The following is a 19,553-nucleotide window of genomic DNA, read 5'->3' as shown; positions in this document are numbered from 1 at the left end:
GCTGAGACCAAAACAACCAAACCAAGAGCAATCACTACATTTTTCATGTTCTTCATCCTTTTACCGCTTTAACAATTTTTTGTGCACCATCTTTAAGATCATCGGCTGCAATCACATCAACGTCTGAATTATTGATGATTGCTTTGCCTTCTTCCACGTTCGTGCCTTCAAGGCGAACGACAAGTGGAACTTTCAGACCTACCTCTTTCACCGCAGCAACAACGCCCTCGGCAATCACATCGCAGCGCATGATGCCGCCGAAGATGTTTACCAGGATGCCTTTGACCTGTGGGTCAGACGTAATAATTTTGAAAGCTTCAGTCACTTTCTCTTTGGTGGCACCACCGCCTACGTCAAGGAAGTTAGCCGGCTCAGCACCGTAGAGTTTGATGATGTCCATTGTTGCCATCGCAAGACCCGCACCATTGACCATGCAGCCAATTTCACCGTCTAGAGCGATGTAGTTAAGGTCGTGTTTGGATGCCTCAAGCTCTTTGCTGTCTTCTTCTGTTTCATCACGCAGCGCAACGATGTCCGCATGACGATAAAGGGCATTGCCGTCGAAACCGACTTTGGCGTCGAGAACTTTCAGATCGCCCGAGCCCTCCAGAACGATCAACGGGTTGATCTCTAGCTGTTCCATGTCTTTTTCAACGAAGGCTTGGTAGAGTTGGCCCATCAGTTTAACACATTGCTTGACCTGCGCGCCCTTAAGGCCGAGTTCAAAAGCGATGCGGCGGCCATGAAAGGCTTGGTAGCCAGTCGCGGGATCTACTGAAAAGCTGATGATTTTCTCTGGGGTCGATGCTGCGACCTCTTCGATATCCATGCCACCTTCTGTGGAGCACACGAACGAAATGCGTGATGTTTGGCGATCCACGAGAAGCGCGAGGTACAGCTCTGCCTCGATGTCGGAACCGTCTTCGATGTAGATGCGGTTGACTTGCTTACCTGCCGGACCAGTCTGGTGGGTGACCAATGTGCGGCCAAGCATTTTTTTGGCTTCTTCAGCAGCTTCAGTCGCGGAGAATGCCAAGCGGACTCCGCCCTTTTCGCCAGCGTCGGCTTCTTTGAAAGACCCCTTGCCGCGACCACCTGCGTGGATCTGTGCTTTGACGACCCAAAGTGGTCCGTCCATTTCACCAGCGGCTGTTTTGGCGTCTTCTGCTTTCAGTACGGCACGACCGTCTGAAACAGGCGCACCGTAACTTTTGAGCAGTGCTTTTGCCTGATATTCGTGGATGTTCATAAGAAACTGTCCCGTCTTGCTTCGATTACTTCCCTCTTAGTGTGAATATTACGGATGAATTAAACGATAAAGTGACGTAAAGGTAATAATTCCGACATTTGTGATCACATGAGTTTTACGTGTGATCACAAATCTTATGAGGTGAGCGCTTATCTTTCAAAAAACGACTCGCTTAGCGCATAAAAAAAGCCCCAGAGCGGAGCTCTGAGGCTTATTCTTAAGATATTTGGGTGTCTTAAGTGAGTGAACTGTCGATGCCTTTACACGCTTCGACCAAGCCTTTGACTGCATCAACAGATTTGTCGAACATCGCTTGCTCGTCTTTGTTCATGTTGATGTTGACGATTTTTTCGATACCGCCAGCACCGATCACCGTTGGAACGCCAACGTAAAATCCATCAAGGCCGTACGCACCATCAACATATGCTGCACATGGCAGAACGCGCTTTTGGTCCTTCAAGAAGGCCTCTGCCATCTCGATTGCGGATGTCGCTGGTGCGTAGAATGCGGAACCTGTTTTCAACAGGCCAACTATCTCTGCGCCGCCATCGCGTGTGCGTTGGATGATCGCGTCGAGTTTGTCTTGTGTTGTCCAACCCATATTGACCAGATCAGGCAAAGGAATGCCCGCAACTGTTGAATAGCGCTCAAGTGGGACCATCGTGTCGCCGTGACCGCCTAGAACGAAGGCCGTGACGTCGCGCATGGAAACGTTGAATTCCACGGACAAGAAGTGGCGGAAACGTGCGCTATCAAGAACACCCGCCATGCCGCAAACCATCTCATGTGGTAGGCCGGAAAATTCGCGCAGTGCCCAAACCATCGCATCAAGCGGGTTGGTGATGCAGATTACGAATGCGTTTGGCGCGTGGTCACGGATGCCTTCGCCAACGGATTTCATAACTTTAAGGTTGATACCCAGCAGGTCATCGCGGCTCATGCCTGGCTTGCGTGGAACGCCGGCGGTTACGATGCAAACGTCTGCGCCTGCGATGTCTTCGTAAGACTGTGTGCCGGATAGGTTTGCGTCAAACCCTTCGGCTGGGCCAGATTCCGCGAGATCGAGAGCTTTGCCTTCAGGCGTTCCTTCGGAAATATCAAAAAGGACGATGTCGCCCAATTCTTTAAGTGCAGCGAGGTGCGCAAGTGTGCCACCGATTTGTCCAGCACCGATAAGTGCTATTTTGGGTCTCGCCATGGATCTCTCTCCGGTCCTATTAAATCTGGCGCATGGCTAGTGCGGTTTGCGTCGTGGCGCAAGGGTGCTGCGCTGCAGCGTTAACAACTGCACAACTGGCAAACGTGCAGGGATCGCGGTAAAGCCGTATCTTAATTGGATTTTTGAGAGCAGGGCTGTGTGATTTTCGATTTACCACTTTTTGCTCTTGCAGCCTTTGCTACGGTCTTTGCAGGCATCTCTAAAGGCGGATTTGGCTCTGGTGCGTCTTTTGCGTCCGCGTCGATTCTTGCGCTGGTTCTGGCGCCGGGCCAGGCGTTGGGGATAATGTTGCCACTGCTGATCTTGATCGATTTGACCACGCTCAAGCCATATTGGCGCAAGTGGCAGTGGCCTACTGCGCGGCTTTTGATGGTAGGATCTGTGCCGGGTGTGATCTTGGGGGTCGTGATCTACAAGATCACCAACGATGACGTTATCCGCTTTCTAATTGGCGCGATGGCTTTGCTGTTTGTGATGTGGCAAGGCGCACGTGCGCTGGGTGTTTTGCCCGTTGCGAAATCCAGATTGCCTGTCGTGGCAGGGCTTTTGGCGGGATGCGTCGCTGGATTTACCAGTTTTGTGAGCCATGCAGGTGGGCCACCGGCTGCAATGTATATGCTGTCGTTGAAAATGAGCAAAACTGAGTATCATGCAAACACGCTTCTGGTGTTTACGATTGTGAACCTGCTCAAAGCTGTTGGGTATAGTTATCTGGGGATTTTTACGGCGCAAACGCTAATGGTGGGCGTGTATCTTGCACCCTTCGCGCTGATTGGCGCGTGGATCGGCGTTAAGGCACATTACATGGTGCCAGAACGTGCGTTTTTCATTCTGACCTATGTTTTGTTGATCTTTACTGGATCCAAATTGATCTTTGACGCCATCACGTGAATGGCGTCAAAGTAGGTCCGCCTTAAGCATCGTTGCCTTTGGCGGGCAACGCTTCTGCCAATGTTTCAAAGTTCTGACCGGACGCGACAAGGCAGTTTGTACCACTCGCAACGGTGACTGTTATCGTCCATGTACCTGTTTCGTTGGACGAAAAAACTTCGACAACGGAGTTATTGGCACCAAGACCGATAGACTGGCGCGCTTCGCCGTATTTTTCTGCTAGGCGTTCAACAACTGCTTCACGCGGTGCGCAGTTGGGGGCGCTTTGGGCAAAACCTGTAGAGGCCGCCAAAGCCAGAATGCCAAAACCGAGTGCACCAATCATCATTCGCTGTTTCATAGCGTCTTCCTTCAATATCAGGGCGCGATGTGGGCCAACCAGACTTCACTGGCTGATGCGCCTTAGGGTTCAATTGGTCGGACGATGCTGCGGTCCCATGATCGGCGTTGCGCCGGTCGGTTTACCCAAAGTATCCGATGGGACCACAGTGCACGCTGAGCCGTATATAAGCGGTTAACCGAGCGTACGTTCCTTTAGAGTTGGCAGCATTTAACTAAATTTGCTGCATTGCGGCATTTAGTGCTTGAACGAAATGCAAATAAATGACCACCTGTACGCAACTTTATTGCGAGGAAGAGTTCATGGACATGCGCCAACGCCCCTATCGTTCGGTTCTTTATATCCCCGGTTCCAAGCCACGCGCGTTGGACAAGGCCCGTAGTCTGCCTGTCGATGCGATCATCTTTGATCTGGAGGACGCAGTTTCGCTGGAAGAAAAAGTCAGCGCGCGCGACACGTTGAAAGACGCGCTTGCGGCGGGTGGATATGGCATGCGCTATAAGATCGTGCGCATCAACGCGCTTGATACGCAGTGGGGTGTGGATGACGCCAAAGCGGTTTGCGCGATGGATGCAGATGCAGTTCTGTTGCCCAAGGTTGCAAGCTCCGCTGATCTGGATGCATTGGCTGCGATCACCGGTGATCTACCGATCTGGGCGATGATGGAAAACCCGCGTGGAATGTTAAACGCGGTGCAAATTGCGGCACATCCTAAGCTGGAAGGCATGGTCATGGGCACAAATGATCTAGCTAAAGAGCTGCAAAGCCGCTTTCGCGCGGACCGTTTGCCGATGCAGGCCTCACTGGGGCTGTGTCTGTTGGCGGCTAAGGCCGAAGGGTTGGTTATTGTGGACGGCGTTTATAACGCGTTCAAGGATGATGAGGGTCTAAAGGTTGAGTGCGACCAAGGGCGCGACATGGGCTTTGATGGTAAAACTTTGATCCATCCTGCACAGGTCGATGTGACCAACACCGCCTTCGCGCCGAGCGCTGAAGAGATTGATCTGGCACAGCGCCAAATCGCTGCTTTTGAAGAGGCTGAAGCAGGTGGACAGGGCGTTGCAGTGGTCGATGGACGCATCGTTGAAAACCTACACGTTGCCACCGCACGTGAAACTCTGGCAAAAGCGAAGGCAATTGACGCCCTTGCTGCGGAGTAAACAGCCATGATCCTTCTTATCGCCGGACTTCTTCTTTGGACATTTGCCCATTATTTCAAACGTCTCATGCCTGCGCGTCGCGCGGCATTGGGGGACAAGGGCCGTGGTTTGGTCGCAGCCGCGATCGGGGTCAGCCTTTTGCTGATGATCTTTGGGTATCGCTGGGCGGACTCCATTCCTGTGTGGTCGCCACCCTCTTATTTCACGCATATAAATAATCTGCTGATGCTATGTGCTTTCTTCCTGTTTGGGATGAGCGCAACAACAGGACGTTTACGCGGAAAGATGCGGCATCCCATGTTGATGGCTGTTGCGGTCTGGACCATCGCGCATTTGTTGGTGAACGGTGATCTGGCGTCGATCATCTTGTTTGGCGGCATGTTCGCTTGGGCCGTCGGGTCCATAGCGCTGATCAATCGCGCCGAAGCATGGGTGCGCCCTGCACCGGGCGATGCCAAGAAAGACATTCTGTTGGTCGTGATCACTTTGGTCAGCTTTATCGTTGTTGCCCTTATTCACTTTGCACTCGGCGTTTCGCCTTTCGGAGGATAACCGATGAGCAAAATTTACCGCTTTCTCAGTGAAGACGACACATCCGCCTTTTGTCACAAAGTGAGTGATGCCTTGGCAAAGGGTTGGGCGCTATATGGCTCGCCCACACAAACGTTTGATCCGGTGAAAGGGATCATGCGCTGCGGGCAGTCCGTGACCAAGGATGTAGATGCAGAGTACGCACCGGACATGAAATTAGGGGTGCAATAATGCTCAAAACCAACGCAGGCCGCTTTTTCGAAGACTACACCATTGGGGATGTGATCCATCACGCCGTGCCGCGCACGATCTCGGGCGGCGAACGCGCGATGTATCATGCGCTTTATCCTGCGCGTCACGCGCTGTACTCGTCGGATGAATTCGCACGTGCGAGTGGCCTGCCTGCGTCCCCGATTGATGATTTGGCCGCGTTTCACGTTGTGTTCGGAAAATCCGTCCCTGATATTTCGCTAAACGCGGTTGCGAACCTTGGATATGCCGAAGGTAAATGGCTAAAGCCCGTCTACGAGGGTGATACATTGCGTTCTGTTTCCGAGGTCATCGGCCTTAAGCAGAATTCGAGCGGTAAAACGGGCGTTGTCTATGTGCGCACATCTGGCTTGAACCAGCACAACGAAACGGTGATGGAATTTGTGCGCTGGGTTATGGTGCGCAAACGCGATGAAAATGCGCCCGCGCCTGAAACGGTTGTCCCAGAATTGAAGCAGTCCATCGATGCGGCCGATCTGGTGCTGCCAGAGGGTTTGGATTTCTCGAATTACGACACGGCACTGTCTGGTGATCCGCATCGATGGGGTGACTACGCGATTGGTGAAACGATTGATCACGTCGACGGTGTCACGATTGAAGAAGCCGAACACATGCTGGCGACGCGGCTTTGGCAAAATACGGCGAAAGTGCATTTCGACGCCATGCACCGCGATGATGGGCAGCGTCTGATCTACGGAGGTCATGTGATTTCTATGGCGCGCGCTTTGTCGTTCAATGGATTGGCAAATGCTCAGATGATCGTGGGTCTGAACGCAGGCGCACATGCGAATCCTTGTTTCAGCGGTGACACAGTGCGTGCGTGGTCGGAAGTTTTGGATAAAGCGGACACTTCAAACCCCAGCATTGGAGCGACGCGATTACGCCTTGTTGCCTACAAAGGGGACGCTGCATTTGAATTGAAACGAGACGACGGCAAATACGTTCCCCAAGTTCTGTTGGACCTCGATTACTGGGTGGTGATGCCGAAATGATGCGTGCTTTTGTGACAGCATTGGCGTTGCTACCTTCGCCAGCGTTTGCTGATTGTCACTGACAATAATCTTTTAACGATCTTTTATCATGAACTAGGTCACGCAGTGATTCACCAGATGCAGGTTCCGATTTTCGGTCAGGAAGAAGATGCGGCGGATACGCTTTCGATCCTGATGATTGATGCGCTTTATGAACCAGATGCAGCCGAAGAAATTGCTTATGATAGTGCGGCCTTGTTCTGGGCCGAGGCGCAGAATGATCCTGCATATTGGGATACGCACGGACCAGACGAGCAGCGCTATTTTAATACAGTAGCTTGTTTTATGGTGCAGACCCGGATGGGCGGGAAGAGTTCGCACAAGAATTGGACCTACCAGAAGAGCACGCTGATGGTTGCGAAGATGAATACGCTTTGGCTGCGGACAGTTGGAACACGGTGCTTGATGAGATGGGGAGTGATGCAACGCTACGTGGTCAGCTGGTTTTGAGGACCGATGTGCCCATGCAAATTATCGAGGAAGAGATTGCCACATTGAACGGCGAGATTAAATGGCCCGTGATATTGTTGTAAACATCGCAGCTTGCGGTGAAGCAAACGCATTCTACGATCTTGATGACCAAAGCGTAACGATGTGCACAGAAATGACGGGTTGGCTTGATACGATTGGGCAAGAATTAGGGTTGAAATAATTTGTGATCACATTGAAGTGAGAGCTATTAGGTTACGCAGTTTTGATCTGCCTATTTTGCTGCTATTGCCTTTAAGAGCCATGGGATTTCTGAAGGATCGCGAATTCTAGGTTGGATAGCCTTGGTTTTGGTTTTTGTGATCACTACACGTAATCATGTGATCACATGGGTCAATAAAATTACGAATTGCGCCAAAAAGACACGCCTAAACGCAGCGGCGTTAGGTGACACGAAAGTTTTTTGCGCTAAAATGATCTTAAGAGACTCGAAAGGACGACTTTATGGCCGACGTGAACAGGGGCAACCGCCCGCTCTCGCCGCATTTGACGATTTACCGCCCGCAGCTAACTTCCATGACATCGATTCTGACGCGCATCACTGGCAATGCCATGTTGATTGCGGCGCTGTTGATTGTTTGGTGGTTTCTCGCCGCTGCAACTTCCGAGAGCTATTTTGCTGTCGCCAACGGGTTCATGACCAGCTGGTTTGGCGATCTGGTGCTGTTCTTCTCGTTATGGGGCATGTGGTATCACACCCTGGCTGGAGTGCGTCACCTGATTTGGGACAATGCAATGGGTCTTGATCTGGATACAGCCTACAAGCTGGGTTACGCGGTTATCGGAGGGTCAATCCTGCTGACAATCATAACTGTCATCATCATTTAAGGAGCGCAATCAATGGCATATTTAACCGACCGTAAACGCGCAACTGGAATGGGCAGCGCCAAAAGCGGAACGCATCATTTCTGGTCCATGAAAGTCAGCTCTGTTGCGCTGCTTTTCCTTGTCCCGATGTTTATCTTCACCTTCGGAGGTATCCTTGGCTCCACTTACGCGGAGGTCATAGCCTACTTCGCACGACCCTTCCCCGCGATTGTGGCAGCCCTGACGATCTTCGTCGGCTTCAAACACTTCAACGATGGCGCGCAAGTGCTGATCGAAGACTACGTGCATGGAACGATGCAAAAAGTTCTTATCATTCTTGTAACATGCCTCAGCTACGGCGCAGCAGCGGTTGGCATTTTTGCCATCGCTAAGCTGGCCCTATAAATTTCGGAGCGACCCCATGGCAGCTTATGAATATGAAACCCACGACTATGATGTTGTGGTGGTTGGCGCTGGTGGTGCTGGTCTTCGTGCAACACTCGGTATGGCCGAACAGGGCCTGCGTACAGCGTGCATAACCAAGGTCTTCCCGACCCGTTCGCACACAGTTGCGGCGCAGGGCGGCATTGCGGCATCTTTGTCCAACATGGGTCCAGATAACTGGCAATGGCACATGTATGATACGGTCAAGGGCTCTGACTGGCTCGGTGATACAGACGCGATGGAATACCTTGCTCGCGAAGCCCCCAAAGCGGTGTACGAGCTAGAGCATTACGGCGTGCCGTTCTCGCGCACTGAAGAGGGCAAGATTTACCAACGTCCTTTCGGCGGTCACACGACAGAGTTCGGCGAAGGTCCACCTGTTCAGCGCACATGTGCTGCAGCAGACCGCACGGGTCACGCGATCCTGCATACGCTTTATGGACAGTCTCTCAAGAACAACGCGGAATTCTATATTGAATACTTCGCGATTGATTTAATCATGTCCGATGACGGCGTCTGCCAAGGCGTAGTTTGCTGGAAACTTGATGACGGCACGATGCACATTTTCAACGCCAAGACGGTCGTTCTGGCGACGGGTGGCTACGGTCGCGCGTATTTCTCGGCCACGTCTGCACATACATGCACAGGCGACGGTGGCGGCATGGTCGCGCGTCAGGGGCTTGCGCTTCAGGACATGGAGTTTGTTCAGTTCCACCCGACTGGTATCTACGGTTCCGGCTGCTTGATCACAGAAGGCGCGCGTGGGGAGGGTGGTTATCTGACCAACTCTGAGGGCGAGCGTTTCATGGAGCGCTACGCGCCCAACTACAAAGATCTTGCGCCGCGCGATTACGTGTCGCGGTGTATGACAATGGAGATCCGCGAAGGTCGCGGTGTTGGCGCAGGCGGTGATCACATTCATCTGAACTTGTCACATCTGCCACCTGAAGCACTTGCTGAACGCCTTCCCGGTATTTCCGAATCCGCCAAGATCTTCGCAGGTGTTAACTTGAATAAAGAGCCGATTCCGGTTCTGCCGACTGTGCACTATAACATGGGCGGTATCCCGACGAACTACTTTGGCGAAGTGTTAAACCCGACGGCAAAAGACCCGAACGCTGTTGTGCCGGGCCTGATGGCCGTCGGTGAAGCGGGCTGTGCTTCAGTTCACGGTGCGAACCGCCTTGGTTCAAATTCCTTGATCGACCTTGTGGTCTTTGGCCGTGCCGCTGCAATCCGCGCGGGTAAGATTATTGATCCAGAAACGGCGAATGGTTCGTTAAACCAGTCCTCTGTTGATGCGGCCTTTGATCGTTTCGATGGTCTACGCCACGCAAGCGGTGATACGACAACCGCCGAATTGCGTCTGGAAATGCAAAAAACCATGCAAGCTGACGCGGCTGTTTTCCGCACCGACAAAACCCTCAAAGAGGGTGTTGAAAAGATGACGGATGTTGCGGGTAAAGTTGCTGATCTGAAAGTGACAGATCGCAGTCTTGTGTGGAACTCTGATCTGATGGAAACGCTGGAATTGACGAACCTGATGCCAAACGCTTTGGCAACAATCGTTGGTGCTGAGGCGCGTAAGGAGTCTCGCGGCGCACATGCCCACGAAGATTACGCAACGCGTGACGACGAAAACTGGCGTGTACACACGATCAGCCGCGTTGACGGCAACAAGGTTGAATTGTCCCATCGTCCCGTTGTGACCGATCCGTTGACGACCGAAGCTGAGGGCGGCATTAGTTTGAAGAAAATCGCACCAAAAGAGCGGACGTTCTAATGCTTCTGGTTTTATCAATTGCGACGGTTTTTGCGTTAGGCGCATGTGTTCAAGCGAATGATGCTGCGGACACTGTTGCGCGCAATACGGCAAAAGGTGTCGTGAACGGTGTGGTAGCGCAGAAATTTCCAGGTGTAAATGCGTCGCCGATCACCGACTGCGTGATCGACAATGCGTCCCGGTTTGAGATTTTTGATATTGCAAAGGCGGGCGCAACAGGCGTCACACCAAGCACTGTTGAAACCGTCACCGCAATCGCATCGCGTCCCGAAAAGGTGCAATGTATTTCAAAAAACGGCCTTGGCCTGTTTACGTAAAGGAGTGAGACGATGGTACAACTGACCCTCCCCAAGAATTCCCGCATGACGACTGGCAAAACTTGGCCAAAGCCTGAAGGCGCGAACAACTTGCGCAAGTTTCAGATCTATCGCTGGAATCCCGATGACGGTAAAAATCCCAGCATCGATACCTATTGGGTGGATATGGACAATTGCGGTCCGATGATTTTGGATGGTTTGATCAAGATCAAGAACGAGATTGATCCGACGCTGACGTTCCGCCGTTCTTGCCGCGAAGGCATCTGTGGTTCTTGCGCGATGAACATTGATGGGATCAATACGCTTGCGTGTATCTATGGCATGGATGAAGTCAAAGGCGACGTGAAGATTTACCCGCTGCCTCACTTGTCTGTGGTTAAGGATTTGATCCCTGACCTGACGCATTTCTACGCACAACACGCGTCGATCATGCCATGGCTTGAGACAAAGACAAACCGCCCTGCAAAAGAGTGGAAGCAGTCTATCGGTGATCGAAAGAAGCTCGATGGTCTGTATGAGTGCGTCATGTGTGCATGCTGTTCAACGTCTTGCCCATCTTACTGGTGGAACGGTGATCGTTATCTCGGACCAGCCGCGCTGCTACATGCGTATCGCTGGATCATCGATAGCCGCGATGAAGCGACAGGCGAGCGTTTGGACGAGCTTGAAGATCCCTTTAAGCTCTACCGTTGCCACACGATTATGAACTGCGCAAAGACATGTCCCAAAGGTCTGAACCCTGCCAAAGCAATTGCAGAAATCAAAAAGATGATGGTTGAGCGCACAGTTTAAGTGCGCGTGATTTTTCTAGAAAAATCGAGACTCCGTCACAGCTTTGTGGTGGGGTCTCTTTTTTGTCCGTATGCTTTGTTTGAAATCTAGCGAGAATGACGATGCACATTAGACCAACAGATGCCGACGAACGCCGTGCTATTGAACCTGTGATTTGCTATCCTGTCGAAGGCTTGCCGCAACGCGATTTGCCTCTTTATGAAAATGCGCGAGCCACCGCTATGAAAGTCAGTGAAACGCTCGTACCAGCGCGGGACGCTCGGTGTTTTAAGGTTCCAGTAGGTCATTTCTTTCGCATTTCGTGCCCTGAAGGGTCTCAGGTCGGCGACCTTAATCTGTGGAGCGCGCACGATCTGACAGAACGGTTTTATTCCGGCAAAACGCGTGCGCTGCATAGAACCCATATCACAACGGGTGACTCTATGTGGAGTTCTTTTCCTACTCTACGCCCCATGGCAACGATCACTACGGACACGCTTGGCTGGTATGGCATCGATGCTTTCGGTGGTTCTGTTCACGATGTGATTGGGACGCGCTGTGATCCCTACACTGGTAATCTGTTGTCCAGCACGCAGTATCACCATTGCTGTCATTCGAACCTTACGCGCGCTCTTGCAGATCATTTGAACGTCTCCTTGCAAGAGGCAGAGCCATATATTCATGACGTTTTAAACGTTTTCATGTGTACAGGTTTTACACGCGATATGGGTCAGTATTTTATGAAAGCCAGCCCCGTTCGGCAGGGCGACTATCTAGAGTTTTTCGCAGAAATTGATCTTTTGGGTGCGCTTAGCGCCTGTCCCGGTGGAGATTGCAGTACGATCCACTCAAGCGACGAAGCACAATGCCATCCGTTACTTGTAGAAGTGTTTAAGCCCAAAAGTGCCAGCCTAAAGGGTTGGGAGCCGCCGCAACCAAATGGCTATGACGGCTCGCATGGTAGATAAAATGCGGCGTTAGGCGAAGGCAGCTTCAAGCGCGATTTCGACCATTTCGCCAAAGCTGCTTTCGCGATCAGACGCAGGCAAGGCGTCGCCCGTTAGTAAATGATCAGACACTGTTAGCACCGCTAAAGCACGTGCATCATAGCGCGCTGCAAGCGTGTAGAGTTCGGCGGCTTCCATTTCTACGCCTAAAATTCCGTGGCGCACCATTTGTTCGTTCAGGTCGGGGCGTTCGTCATAGAACACATCCGATGAATAAATGCCGCCTACGTGGGTTTTCGTGCCCTTGGCCTCGGCCGCGGTGACAGTGGCGCGTAGCAGACTCCAATCGGCACAGGGGGCATAGTTCACTTCTTTAAAAAACCCGCGCGACGGGGTGGACAGCGTGGTTGCTGTCATTGCGATGATAACGTCACGGATGCCCACATGGTTCTGCATCGCGCCGCAAGACCCAATACGGATCAGCGTTTTAGCATTATAGTCTTTCAGTAGTTCATTGGCGTAAATCGACAAGGAAGGCATGCCCATTCCGCTGCCTTGGATCGTGACGCGGTTGCCTTTCCAAGTGCCAGTAAATCCAAGCATGCCGCGCACTTCGTTCACGAGTTCCGCGCCCTCCAGAAAGGTTTCGGCGGCCCATTTGGCGCGGTAGGGATCGCCAGGCATAAGAACAGTTTCAGCGATTTGATCTGGCTTGGCACCGATGTGAATGGTCATGGGGATTTCCTAACGTTTGTACTGCACAAAGACGGTTTTCGCGGCGATGCGATCGTAGAGCAGACGCGCGGTTGTGTTGAATTCTTGTGTCATCCAATAGACGGTGGACGTTTCGCTCTGATCCGCCACATCGTACACATGTTCGATCAACGTGCGCCCAACACCAGTGCCGCGCACGGTTGGGTCGGTGTAGAGATCTTGCAGGTAGATCACGTCCTCAATCTTCCAGTTGTGCGGGTGATAAATCCAATGAACAAGGCCGATAGGTGTATCGCCTTGTACGGCCAAAGCTGCGCATTGTTTGGTGTTGTCTGCGTCGATGAGGCGTTCGAAAGTGGTCACGTAAACCGCTTCGGTAACGGAGCTTTCGTAGTACTCTAAGTACGCGGTCCAAAGGCGGCGCCAGTCGGCTTCGTCGCTCTGGACCAAGGGGCGGATGATGATGTCATTTTTCATTAGTGCAACGGTAGGACTGCCGCACGATAGGGTCAATCACTCAGCCGCAAGTGGGCTTGGATCAGCCAGCATAACGATATCTTTCATGATCGCGTTGAGTTCGAAATCCTTTGGCGTATAGACGCGTGCCACACCCATCGCGAGCAAGCGTTCTGCGTCGTCATCGGGGATAATGCCGCCAACGATAACCGGCGTGTTGCCAAGGCCAGCATCGCGCATGCGTTTCATCAGGTCTTCGACCAATGGGATATGACTTCCAGAGAGGATAGACAGCCCAACAACATGCGCCTTTGTCTCGACCGCAGAGGTAACGAGTTCTTCAGGCGTGAGGCGGATGCCATCGTATTCGATGTCCATTCCACAATCGCGCGCGCGAAACGCAATCTGTTCGGACCCGTTCGAGTGACCGTCAAGACCAGGTTTGCCGACAAGGAACTTAAGGCGACGGCCCAGCTTGTCGCTGACAACATTTACAGCTTCACGAATGTCATCAAGACCTTCTGACTTGTTGGAAACAGAGGCGGAAACACCGGTTGGGCCGCGATATTCGCCATGAACAGCACGCATTTCAGCGGCCCATTCGCCTGTCGTCACGCCTGCTTTTGCGGCGGCGATGGAGGCAGGCATGACGTTCTCACCTTTGGAAGACGCTTCGCGCAAAGCTGCAAGGGCGCAGTTCACTGCAGCTTGGTCACGGTTTGAACGCCATTCCTCAAGACGGTTAATCTGTTCGCCCTCAACTGCTGGATCAACGACCATGATACCGCCGTCTTCGGTTTGCAAAGGCGATTGCTCGCCCTGCTGCCACTTGTTCACGCCGACAACGATGGTCTCATTGCGTTCGATCTTGTTCAGGCGATCTGCATTGCTATCCACAAGGCGGGACTTCATGTAGTCGATTGTGTAAATCGCGCCGCCCATTGAATCGAGGTTGGCAAGCTCTGCACGCGCGCCTGATTTCAGCTCTTCCACTTTGCGATCTACGGCTGGGTTTTGATCAAATAGATCGTCGAATTCCAGCAGGTCGGTTTCATAGGCTAGGATTTGTTGCATGCGCATGGACCACTGCTGATCCCAAGGACGCGGCAGGCCAAGCGCTTCGTTCCACGCAGGCAATTGCACGGCGCGGGCGCGGGCGTTTTTGGAGAGTGTGACGGCCAGCATTTCGATCAGGATACGGTAGACGTTATTTTCAGGTTGCTGTTCGGTCAGGCCGAGTGAATTCACCTGCACACCGTATCGAAAGCGACGCATCTTTGGGTCCTCTACAGCGTAGCGATCGCGACAAATTTCGTCCCATAGATCCACGAAGGCGCGCATCTTGCACATCTCGGTCACAAAACGGATGCCTGCGTTCACGAAGAAAGAAATACGACCAACGAGGATGGGAAAGTCCTCAGCGGGTACGCGTGGGCGCAGTTCATCAAGAACGGCTGTCGCGGTTGCCAAAGCAAACGCCAGCTCTTGTTCGGGCGTCGCGCCTGCCTCTTGCAAGTGGTAGGAACACACGTTCATCGGGTTCCATTTGGGGATATTGGTGTAGCAATACTCAGCCACGTCCGCAATCATCTTGAGGCTTGGAGCAGGGGGGCAAATATAGGTGCCGCGCGACAAATATTCCTTGATCAGATCGTTTTGAACCGTACCTTGTAGCTTGGACACATCCGCGTCCTGTTCTTCAGCTGCGGCCACATAAAGCGCAAGCAGCCAAGGGGCGGTCGCGTTGATCGTCATGGAGGTGTTCATGTCCCCAAGCGGGATTTCGTCGAACAACGTGCGCATATCGCCCAAGTGGCAGACAGGAACACCGACTTTGCCGACTTCACCGCGCGCAAGCACGTGATCACTATCGTAGCCTGTTTGGGTTGGTAAATCGAAGGCGACCGATAGACCCGTCTGACCCTTGGCCAGATTGCCACGATACAAGGCGTTTGAGGCTTTGGCAGTTGAATGGCCAGCATATGTACGGATCAACCAAGGGCGGTCTTTTGTGATGGCTGCTTTGATATCGGACATAGGGCGCCTCGTGAATCGTTTGGGTAATAATATTACGTTTTGATACGTGCGAGCGGAACTTTACGCAACCATTATTTCGCCGCGTTGCGGCATTCTCGGGGATGCGCCCGCAGCGTAACTTTAGGGCGCGCATTCGGTAGCAAAATAGAAGTGATGTATTCCACCACCAACTCTGGGGAATGCGCGCACCGTTGTGAAGAAACGTATTTACCCTAGGCGGCCATGCTGCAAGGGTCCTTTGATGATGCAAACCGTGGAACTTCCCATTTGGCTATTCTCGCTGATCCTGCTTTTTGCAGTGGTTACCTTTGCATCCCATTTTCTGTTTCCCTCTGTGCGCTGGTTCTTTCGCCGCCGTATGGAGCGCGTCGTAAAACGTGTAAACGAGCGGCTTGAACGTCCGATTGAACCGTTCAAGTTGGCGCGGCGCTATGACATGATCCAACGCTTGATCTATGATCCCGAAGTCAGCCAGGCGATTGCGGATCATGCAAAACGTAATAGCGTTCCCGAGAACGTCGCGTTTGAACAGGCCCGCAAATATTCGCGCGAGATCGTGCCGTCGTTCAGTGCGACCGCGTATTTCGGCATCGCCATTCGAATTGCGCGCGGTCTTAGCAATGCGCTGTATCTTGTGCGCTTAGGGTATCATGACGATGCTGGGCTTAGTGCGTTGGACAAAGATGCGACTGTTGTTTTTGTAATGAACCATCGCTCGAACATGGACTACGTTTTGGTCACATATCTTGCGGCAGAGCGATCCGCGCTGGCTTATGCGGTTGGGGAATGGGCGCGGGTTTGGCCGCTAAGCCGTTTGATCAAGGCGATGGGTGCGTATTTTATTCGCCGTAAATCGCGCGGTGATCTCTATCGCCGCGTTCTGGCGCGCTATGTTTATCTGGCGACACAAGCGGGTGTGACGCAGGCGATGTTCCCTGAGGGGGGGCTATCGTTGGACGGTAAGATTGCGCCGCCAAAGCTGGGTCTGCTTAAATATCTGACGGACGGCTATGAAGAAGGTGGGCGCGATGTTTTGTTTGTGCCCGTCGCTTTGAACTATGACCGTGTTCTTGAGGATCGCATACTAATGGCAGCAGATGCTGCCGGAACCCGCAGGTTTCGCGCGCGTATAAGTGTTGTCGCAGGGTTCTTCTTTAAGCAACTTTGGCTGCGTGTCATCGGGCGCTTTCATCGCTTTGGCTATGCGGCTGTTAGTTTTGGATCGCCCGTTTCCTTGCGGGCACATGCGCAGGAATACGGAAATGCAGATGCGGAACATTTGGGCGAAGAGTTGATGCAACGGATTGCGGATGTGGTGCCTGTTGTGCCTGTGCCGCTTTTGGCGTCCGTGATGAAAGAACGCGAAAGCGTTGTGCACGCGGACTTACCTGGATTGATGCAAGCCCAGCTAGATCGGATGAAAGACGCTTATGTTCACATGCCGCGCGATAACATTGAATATGCTTCAGAGATTGCGCTGAAACATCTTTGTGAGCGCCGTATCCTGCGCGTTGAGGGTGACAAGGTTGTCGTGGACGACGCACAGCGCTTTGCTCTTCGCTATTATGCGAACACGATTGAGCACCTCGCAAAATAGGATGCAGGCGCAGCATCAATTGCTGCGATTGCTGGGTTATAAAATTACCCAAAAAGACTTTCATGTGTTGCATTGTTGCGCGTCGATCTCTACCACTTCTTGAAAGCAATGATTCTGCGTTGCGGCAAATACATTGGCAGGAGGGTGATATGGCTCTGGATATCGAAACCGGAATTGTGGCGTATGACGCGCCTGAGAAAGACCTGTACGAGATGGGCGAAATGCCTCCTCTCGGCTATGTTCCCAAGAAAATGTACGCATGGGCGATCCGCCACGAACGCCACGGTGACCCTGATACAGCGATGCAAAAAGAAGTGCTCGACGTGCCTGTTTTGGATAGTCACGAAGTACTGGTTTTGGTTATGGCCGCAGGCGTTAACTACAATGGTGTCTGGGCGTCACTTGGCCAGCCAATTTCACCATTTGATGGGCACAAGCAAGCCTATCACATTGCTGGTTCTGATGCGTCGGGCATTGTTTGGGCTGTCGGTGACAAGGTCAAACGCTGGAAGATTGGCGACGAAGTTGTGATCCACTGCAACCAAGACGATGGCGACGATGAAGAGTGCAATGGCGGTGATCCGATGTATTCGCCAAGCCAACGTATCTGGGGCTATGAGACGCCAGATGGATCATTTGCCCAGTTCACGAACGTACAAGCCCAACAGCTTATGCACCGCCCCAAGCATCTAACTTGGGAAGAGTCAGCGTGTTATACACTAACCCTCGCAACTGCGTACCGTATGTTGTTCGGCCATGAACCACATGATTTGAAGCCGGGTCAAAACGTCCTTGTTTGGGGCGCATCTGGTGGTCTTGGATCTTACGCGATCCAGTTGATCAACACGGCTGGTGCCAATGCGATTGGTGTTATTTCTGATGAATCCAAGCGTGATTTCGTCATAGGCCTTGGCGCGAAGGGTGTTTTGAATCGCAAAGACTTCAATTGCTGGGGACAACTGCCCACAGTGAACACGCCCGAATACGCCGATTGGTTCAAAGAAGCGCGCAAGTTTGGCAAGGCGATCTGGGACATCACAGGCAAGGGCAACAACGTCGATATGGTGTTTGAACATCCCGGCGAAGCGACGTTCCCTGTGTCTACATTCGTGGTTAAAAAGGGCGGTATGGTTGTAATTTGTGCGGGTACGACCGGCTTTAATCTGACGTTCGACGTGCGCTATATGTGGATGCACCAAAAACGTTTGCAAGGTAGCCACTTTGCGCACCTCAAGCAGGCTTCGGCTGCAAATCAGTTAATGTTAGAACGCCGTCTTGACCCATGCATGTCTGAGGTTTTTGAATGGGATGATCTGCCAGCCGCCCATATGAAAATGCTGCGTAACGAACACAAGCCGGGCAATATGTCTGTGCTTGTACAGGCCCCAAAGACGGGTCTGCGCACTTTTGAAGATGTCCTGAACGCGACTTAAATCCCACATGTTTCCGATTTGGAAACAATGCGCCCGCGAATCGCTCATGTGATCGTGGGCGCTATGCGTTCGAGAACGCGAGTAAAACAACAACAATGGGTTGCGAAACCCTACCTCGCTATTTCTGGGGAGTTGTTTTTCGCGAATACCAAAAATTAACAAACTCATGTTATGGTTGTGTTAAGGTTTCTTTAACTACTACAGGCGAGAGTAATAATGAATAATACTTGGATACTCGGCGTTCTAACGGATTTGAAAACGTTTGCTTCACTTAATGGCCTGACTCAACTTGCAGGCGAACTTGATAGCACCCACCGCGTTGCAACCGCAGAACTTGACGCATTAATGGAAAGGCCTGTCGTTGGCTCAGAAACTGTACATCGCGGACGTGGACCGCAGCTTGGCAGCATTGGAACGCGCTTCAGGGCTTGAAGACCTGCAGGCCGTTATAATCGGTCTGCGTGATACATATCAAATTGATCACATGGTTTACCATTGGGTGAACATTAAGGGTGATCAGTATGGCTGCGGCACCTATTCGCCAGATTGGGTGACCCGATACGTTGATCAGGAATACCTGCGCATCGATCCTGTGATCCTAGGGTGTTATCAGCGGTTTCATCCAGTGGATTGGAAGCGGCTCGATTGGTCATCAAAAGCAGCGCGGAACTTTCAACGCGAAGCAATTGAATACGGGGTTGGAAATCAAGGTTTTTCAATTCCGATCCGAGGACCGAACGGACAATACGCGTTGTTCACAGCGTCGCACAATTGTAGTGATGTTGAATGGCAGGGCTTTACCAAACAAACCGTAGGCAGCTTATTTTGCTTGCGCATTTCTTTAACCAAAAAGCGCTGGAATTCGAACCTGACAGAGTGCCCGAAGCATCGCGTAATTTGTCCCCGCGTGAGACCGATGCGATGACCTTCCTTGCGATGGGCCTGAACCGTGCGCAAGCAGCGGACACGATGTCTATCTCGGAACATACGCTTCGGGTCTATATCGAGTCCGCGCGTTTCAAGCTTGGTGCGATTAACACAACCCACGCCGTCGCGCGCGCAATGAG

At 52.2% G+C, this 19,553-nt stretch carries 22 protein-coding genes and 1 pseudogene; 17 read left to right on the top strand and 6 right to left on the bottom strand.

Annotated elements, in window-relative coordinates; translation table 11 throughout:
* Positions 1–52: 52 nt before the first annotated feature.
* Positions 53–1,249 (bottom strand): ADP-forming succinate--CoA ligase subunit beta, encoded by a 1,197-nt coding sequence (sucC, locus tag QZ279_RS09075; RefSeq protein WP_293450055.1) that lies wholly within the window; start codon positions 1,247–1,249, stop codon positions 53–55.
* 235 nt (positions 1,250–1,484) lie between these two features.
* The gene (gene mdh / locus QZ279_RS09070; protein WP_293450053.1) at positions 1,485–2,447 is read right to left on the bottom strand and encodes a malate dehydrogenase; all 963 of its coding nucleotides are present in this window, start codon (positions 2,445–2,447) and stop codon (positions 1,485–1,487) included.
* A 162-nt stretch (positions 2,448–2,609) separates the two neighbouring features.
* Between mdh and QZ279_RS09065 the strand changes: the two genes are divergently transcribed.
* Positions 2,610–3,359 carry a sulfite exporter TauE/SafE family protein gene (locus QZ279_RS09065; protein ID WP_293450132.1) on the top strand — a complete coding sequence of 250 codons (750 nt, stop codon included), beginning with the start codon at positions 2,610–2,612 and terminating at the stop codon, positions 3,357–3,359.
* Positions 3,360–3,381: 22 nt separating this feature from the next.
* Here the strand turns inward: QZ279_RS09065 and QZ279_RS09060 are convergent, their stop codons facing one another.
* A complete protein-coding gene (locus QZ279_RS09060) occupies positions 3,382–3,699 on the bottom strand; it encodes a hypothetical protein (protein ID WP_293450051.1) in 318 nt (105 codons plus the stop codon).
* A gap of 302 nt (positions 3,700–4,001) precedes the next feature.
* Here QZ279_RS09060 and QZ279_RS09055 point away from each other — a divergent pair, with 302 nt between their 5' ends.
* From QZ279_RS09055 to QZ279_RS09000, 12 genes are all read left to right on the top strand, one after another.
* On the top strand, positions 4,002–4,859 hold the full coding sequence (locus tag QZ279_RS09055) for a CoA ester lyase (RefSeq protein ID WP_293450130.1): 858 nt from the start codon (positions 4,002–4,004) through the stop codon (positions 4,857–4,859).
* Positions 4,860–4,865: 6 nt separating this feature from the next.
* A complete protein-coding gene (locus QZ279_RS09050; RefSeq protein ID WP_293450049.1) occupies positions 4,866–5,411 on the top strand; it encodes an NnrU family protein in 546 nt (181 codons plus the stop codon).
* A gap of 3 nt (positions 5,412–5,414) precedes the next feature.
* On the top strand, positions 5,415–5,621 hold the full coding sequence (locus tag QZ279_RS09045; protein ID WP_293450047.1) for a DUF1737 domain-containing protein: 207 nt from the start codon (positions 5,415–5,417) through the stop codon (positions 5,619–5,621).
* On the top strand, positions 5,621–6,652 hold the full coding sequence (locus tag QZ279_RS09040) for a MaoC family dehydratase (RefSeq protein WP_293450045.1): 1,032 nt from the start codon (positions 5,621–5,623) through the stop codon (positions 6,650–6,652). The genes QZ279_RS09045 and QZ279_RS09040 overlap by 1 nt, the downstream gene beginning before the upstream one ends.
* Before the next feature lie 45 nt (positions 6,653–6,697).
* Positions 6,698–7,141 carry a DUF4344 domain-containing metallopeptidase gene (locus tag QZ279_RS09035; RefSeq protein ID WP_293450042.1) on the top strand — a complete coding sequence of 148 codons (444 nt, stop codon included), beginning with the start codon at positions 6,698–6,700 and terminating at the stop codon, positions 7,139–7,141.
* Between the two features lie 61 nt (positions 7,142–7,202).
* Complete coding sequence (locus tag QZ279_RS09030; protein WP_293450040.1) at positions 7,203–7,343, top strand: DUF4344 domain-containing metallopeptidase; 141 nt, start codon at positions 7,203–7,205, stop codon at positions 7,341–7,343.
* A 281-nt stretch (positions 7,344–7,624) separates the two neighbouring features.
* Entirely contained in the window at positions 7,625–8,008 is a 384-nt protein-coding gene (gene sdhC, locus QZ279_RS09025; RefSeq protein WP_293450038.1) for a succinate dehydrogenase, cytochrome b556 subunit, read from the top strand.
* 12 nt (positions 8,009–8,020) lie between these two features.
* Positions 8,021–8,392 (top strand): succinate dehydrogenase, hydrophobic membrane anchor protein, encoded by a 372-nt coding sequence (gene sdhD / locus QZ279_RS09020; protein WP_293450036.1) that lies wholly within the window; start codon positions 8,021–8,023, stop codon positions 8,390–8,392.
* A gap of 16 nt (positions 8,393–8,408) precedes the next feature.
* Entirely contained in the window at positions 8,409–10,214 is a 1,806-nt protein-coding gene (sdhA, locus tag QZ279_RS09015; protein ID WP_293450034.1) for a succinate dehydrogenase flavoprotein subunit, read from the top strand.
* The gene (locus tag QZ279_RS09010) at positions 10,214–10,531 is read left to right on the top strand and encodes a succinate dehydrogenase (protein WP_293450032.1); all 318 of its coding nucleotides are present in this window, start codon (positions 10,214–10,216) and stop codon (positions 10,529–10,531) included. Before sdhA ends, QZ279_RS09010 begins: the two co-directional genes overlap by 1 nt.
* A gap of 12 nt (positions 10,532–10,543) precedes the next feature.
* Positions 10,544–11,323 (top strand): succinate dehydrogenase iron-sulfur subunit, encoded by a 780-nt coding sequence (locus tag QZ279_RS09005; RefSeq protein WP_293450030.1) that lies wholly within the window; start codon positions 10,544–10,546, stop codon positions 11,321–11,323.
* Positions 11,324–11,424: 101 nt separating this feature from the next.
* A complete protein-coding gene (locus QZ279_RS09000; protein WP_293450128.1) occupies positions 11,425–12,270 on the top strand; it encodes a DUF1989 domain-containing protein in 846 nt (281 codons plus the stop codon).
* Between the two features lie 9 nt (positions 12,271–12,279).
* Here QZ279_RS09000 and deoD read toward each other — a convergent pair whose 3' ends face one another.
* Genes deoD through QZ279_RS08985 form a run of 3 tightly spaced genes read right to left on the bottom strand, consistent with a single transcriptional unit; the run spans position 12,280 to position 15,456 of the window.
* Positions 12,280–12,984, bottom strand: a complete 705-nt coding sequence (gene deoD, locus QZ279_RS08995; RefSeq protein ID WP_293450029.1) for a purine-nucleoside phosphorylase — start codon at positions 12,982–12,984, stop codon at positions 12,280–12,282.
* Between the two features lie 9 nt (positions 12,985–12,993).
* Positions 12,994–13,440, bottom strand: a complete 447-nt coding sequence (locus tag QZ279_RS08990) for a GNAT family N-acetyltransferase (RefSeq protein ID WP_293450028.1) — start codon at positions 13,438–13,440, stop codon at positions 12,994–12,996.
* Positions 13,441–13,476: 36 nt separating this feature from the next.
* Positions 13,477–15,456 carry a protein meaA gene (locus QZ279_RS08985; RefSeq protein WP_293450027.1) on the bottom strand — a complete coding sequence of 660 codons (1,980 nt, stop codon included), beginning with the start codon at positions 15,454–15,456 and terminating at the stop codon, positions 13,477–13,479.
* A 241-nt stretch (positions 15,457–15,697) separates the two neighbouring features.
* Here QZ279_RS08985 and QZ279_RS08980 point away from each other — a divergent pair, with 241 nt between their 5' ends.
* From QZ279_RS08980 to QZ279_RS08965, 4 genes and pseudogenes are all read left to right on the top strand, one after another.
* Complete coding sequence (locus tag QZ279_RS08980) at positions 15,698–17,053, top strand: 1-acyl-sn-glycerol-3-phosphate acyltransferase (protein WP_293450026.1); 1,356 nt, start codon at positions 15,698–15,700, stop codon at positions 17,051–17,053.
* A 149-nt stretch (positions 17,054–17,202) separates the two neighbouring features.
* Complete coding sequence (gene ccrA / locus QZ279_RS08975) at positions 17,203–18,486, top strand: crotonyl-CoA carboxylase/reductase (RefSeq protein WP_293450025.1); 1,284 nt, start codon at positions 17,203–17,205, stop codon at positions 18,484–18,486.
* A gap of 216 nt (positions 18,487–18,702) precedes the next feature.
* Positions 18,703–18,918: a hypothetical protein gene (locus QZ279_RS08970; protein WP_293450136.1), complete on the top strand. Its 216-nt coding sequence runs from the start codon at positions 18,703–18,705 to the stop codon at positions 18,916–18,918.
* Positions 18,848–19,553: pseudogene (locus tag QZ279_RS08965) on the top strand (LuxR family transcriptional regulator); the annotation flags it as partial. The gene QZ279_RS08970 and the pseudogene QZ279_RS08965, both read left to right, overlap by 71 nt.

It is taken from the genome of Planktotalea sp., assembly GCF_018607965.1.
In the GTDB taxonomy this organism is placed as follows: domain Bacteria; phylum Pseudomonadota; class Alphaproteobacteria; order Rhodobacterales; family Rhodobacteraceae; genus Planktotalea.
Note: the sequence above shows the minus strand (reverse complement) of the source record. Positions and strands in the feature narration are given on the sequence as shown.